This is a genomic window from Streptomyces durocortorensis, assembly GCF_016901035.1.
GTDB lineage: Bacteria > Actinomycetota > Actinomycetes > Streptomycetales > Streptomycetaceae > Streptomyces > Streptomyces durocortorensis.
Genome location: NZ_JAFEUF010000430.1, coordinates 1 through 2,852 on the forward strand (window position 1 = coordinate 1; position 2,852 = coordinate 2,852).

The 2,852-nt window shown below is 67.8% G+C and carries 3 protein-coding genes; 1 reads left to right on the forward strand and 2 read right to left on the reverse strand.

The window, feature by feature from the left end; all coding sequences use genetic code 11:
* Nucleotides 1–86: 86 nt before the first annotated feature.
* Nucleotides 87–1,043: a 2-phospho-L-lactate transferase gene (gene cofD / locus JS521_RS34980; protein WP_205086889.1), complete on the reverse strand. Its 957-nt coding sequence runs from the start codon at nucleotides 1,041–1,043 to the stop codon at nucleotides 87–89.
* Nucleotides 1,044–1,056: 13 nt separating this feature from the next.
* On the reverse strand, nucleotides 1,057–1,557 hold the full coding sequence (locus JS521_RS34985; RefSeq protein WP_205086890.1) for a cysteine dioxygenase: 501 nt from the start codon (nucleotides 1,555–1,557) through the stop codon (nucleotides 1,057–1,059).
* A 748-nt stretch (nucleotides 1,558–2,305) separates the two neighbouring features.
* Between JS521_RS34985 and JS521_RS34990 the strand changes: the two genes are divergently transcribed.
* Nucleotides 2,306–2,569 (forward strand): WhiB family transcriptional regulator, encoded by a 264-nt coding sequence (locus JS521_RS34990; protein WP_003968728.1) that lies wholly within the window; start codon nucleotides 2,306–2,308, stop codon nucleotides 2,567–2,569.
* Nucleotides 2,570–2,852: the final 283 nt, after the last annotated feature.

Genomic DNA, 2,852 nt, shown 5'->3' on the forward strand with positions numbered 1-2,852 from the left:
AACACAAAAACACCCCCGGGCGGCGCCCCCCCCCCCCCCGCCGCCCCCCCCGGCCCCGACCGCGTCCCCGGCCCCAGGGACCGCACTCACGCCCGTACCTCCTCGGCCAGATCCAGCGCCTGCCGCGCCATCTCGGCGGTCGCGTCCACGTCAGACATCATCAGCGGCACCGCCCGGCAGCGGATCCCCGCCGCCTCGACCTCGCCGACCGCACCGGCGTCCACCGTGTCGACCAGCCACCCGTCCAGCAGCCCCGAACCGTAGTGCTGGGCCACGGCAGCCGCCGTCGACTCGACGCCCACAGCGGCGAGCACCTTGTCCGCCATACCCCGCACGGGCGCGTCCCCGACGATGGGGGAGAGGCCGACGACCGGCACCCCCGCCTCGGCGATCGCCTCGCGGATCCCGGGCACGGCGAGGATCGTGCCGATGGACACCACCGGGTTCGACGGCGGGAAGACGATGACATCGGCGGCACCGATGGCCTCCAGCACCCCCGGAGCCGGCTTGGCCTGCTCCGCCCCGACCGGCACGACCGCCCGCGCCTCGACGGAGGCGCGCAGCTTCACCCAGAACTCCTGGAAGTGGATCGCCTTGCTCTCGCCGTCCATCTCGACGGCGACATGCGTCTCGACCCGGTCGTCCGACATGGGGAGCAGCCGCACGCCCGGCTGCCAGCGGGCGCAGAGCGCCTCGGTGACCGCGCTGAGCGGATAGCCCGCGCCGAGCATCTGCGTACGGACGATATGGGTCGCGAAGTCGCGGTCGCCGAGCCCGAACCACTCGGGGCCCACGCCGTACGCGGCGAGCTCCTCCTTGACCTGGAAGGTCTCGTCGGTACGCCCCCAGCCCTGCTCCTCGTTGATGCCACCGCCGAGGGTGTACATCACGGTGTCGAGGTCGGGACAGACCTTCAGCCCGAACAGATGGATGTCATCACCCGTGTTGCCGATCACCGTGATGTCCGCGTCGGGCGCGGCCTGCTTGAGGCCGCGAAGGAAGCGGGCACCGCCGATGCCACCGGCCAGAACAACAATGCGCATGCACAGCAGTTTGTCAGGCGGGTACGGCGTCCACGGCCGTCGGGGCGCTTTGTGTGGCGTGCATCGGCATCTCGGTCAGGCCCGGGTAGTAGATGTGCAGACTCACGGCCGGTTCGAGCGAATCGTTGACCACTTCGTGGACGTACCCCGGGGCGAAGGCCCGCTGCGCGCCTGCCCCGAGCGACCGCGCCCCGCGCTCGGTGCGCTCGGTCAACTCGCCTTCCAGGACCGTCAGTACGCCGGCGGAGAGGCCGTGGTCGTGGAGCCCGCTGCCCTGCCCGGGCACCCAGCTGAGCAGCCACACCTCGTAGCCGGGGCCCTGGTGCAGGCGGTGGTACCAGCGGGAGGCGGAGTCGTACTGGACGATTCCCGCCCACCGGGCGCGGTCGGCCGCGATGGAGCGGGCCAGGCCGACGAATTCGGAGACGGTGGAGGGGTGCTCGCGAGCGGGCTGCAGGAGGTGCTGGACCTCAAGGATGTCGCCGGCGATCTGAAGGTCGCTGTCGCTGTTCATTGCTGCGGTGTTTCCTCGGCATGGGGGGGTGCGCGTGCGGGGGAGTCGCGGTGAGCGTCGGCAGCTCCGCGGGAGCTGCGGGGAAGTACCGGGAGGTGCGGCGGCTCGACGGAGACCTGGAGAGACCAGGAGGCTCAGAAAAACTCAAGGAACTCAGAGAACTCAGGGAGCCGGAGAGCTGGATCAGAGCTGGAGCGCTAGGGCATCAACAGCTGTGACAGCTGGAACAGCAACAGCGGGCCTGGACAGCGCTACGGAACCCACGGACGTGGGTGACGTGCAGGGCTGCGGTCGCTGGCATGGAACCAAGGAGACCGGCTCGGCCGTCCGCTGTCAACCCAATGCCCGATATGGGGGCAATGTTTCACCCCTTCCGGTCGTCGGATTGGGAGAAAGGTTTATGCGCCCACGACCGGGGACATGTGGCGCATCATCCGTGCTCTCAAACGCGGCTGACACTCCGTGACCTGACTGTGATCTTGATCGCTTCGGTGATCGAATCGCAACACGAGGGCGGCCTCGCTCGTCTTCCTCAAGGGGGGATGCGAGGCTGTGGGGCCTGTGGCATATGTCAGCTTTTTGCTGATTTGAACACTTTCCGCATACGCTTGGTTCCGCAGAGTGAATCCCTGGGCCAATAGCAGATCCTCGCTTGACTGCCCCGGAGCTACACACTTGTAATTTCACTCGTGTCGTTCAGCCGCAAACGGCTGCATCACGGGACGCAAGAGACAGACGAGGGGCGCACATGACCGAGCTGTTCCAGCAACTGCTGGTCGAGGACGCGGACGAGGAACTCGGCTGGCAGGAGCGCGCACTGTGCGCCCAGACCGATCCCGAGTCCTTCTTTCCCGAAAAGGGCGGATCCACCCGCGAGGCCAAGAAGGTCTGCCTCGCCTGTGAGGTGCGCTCGGAATGCCTTGAGTACGCCCTTTCCAACGACGAACGCTTCGGCATCTGGGGCGGGCTCTCCGAGCGGGAGCGACGACGCCTCAAGAAGGCCGCCATCTGACCGACCCCGGGCTCAGCCCGGGCCGCCGTGACCGGGCGGCGAACGCACCCCGGACCACCCCGACCAGGCGCCGGAAGCATCCCCGGACCTCACCCCACCCCATCCAGGCCAGGCCCTTGGCGCGTGCCGCACCCCGCACCCCGACCATCACCGGGCCGCTCACCGGCCGTTCCACCCGCGAGCCGCGGAGCGCCCACACAGACCTGTCTAATATACAAATCTCCGAGCCCACCAGACATGCACAAATGAAGCAATCGGTGCTAGTAGATTAAAAAAATATTGT

Excerpts from the sequence above, each read along its gene's own strand:
- JS521_RS34990 (WP_003968728.1), top strand. The coding sequence starts at position 2,306 with ATGACCGAGCTGTTCCAGCAACTGCTGGTCGAGGACGCGGACGAGGAA.
- JS521_RS34985 (WP_205086890.1), bottom strand. The coding sequence starts at position 1,557 with ATGAACAGCGACAGCGACCTTCAGATCGCCGGCGACATCCTTGAGGTC.
- cofD (WP_205086889.1), bottom strand. The coding sequence starts at position 1,043 with ATGCGCATTGTTGTTCTGGCCGGTGGCATCGGCGGTGCCCGCTTCCTT.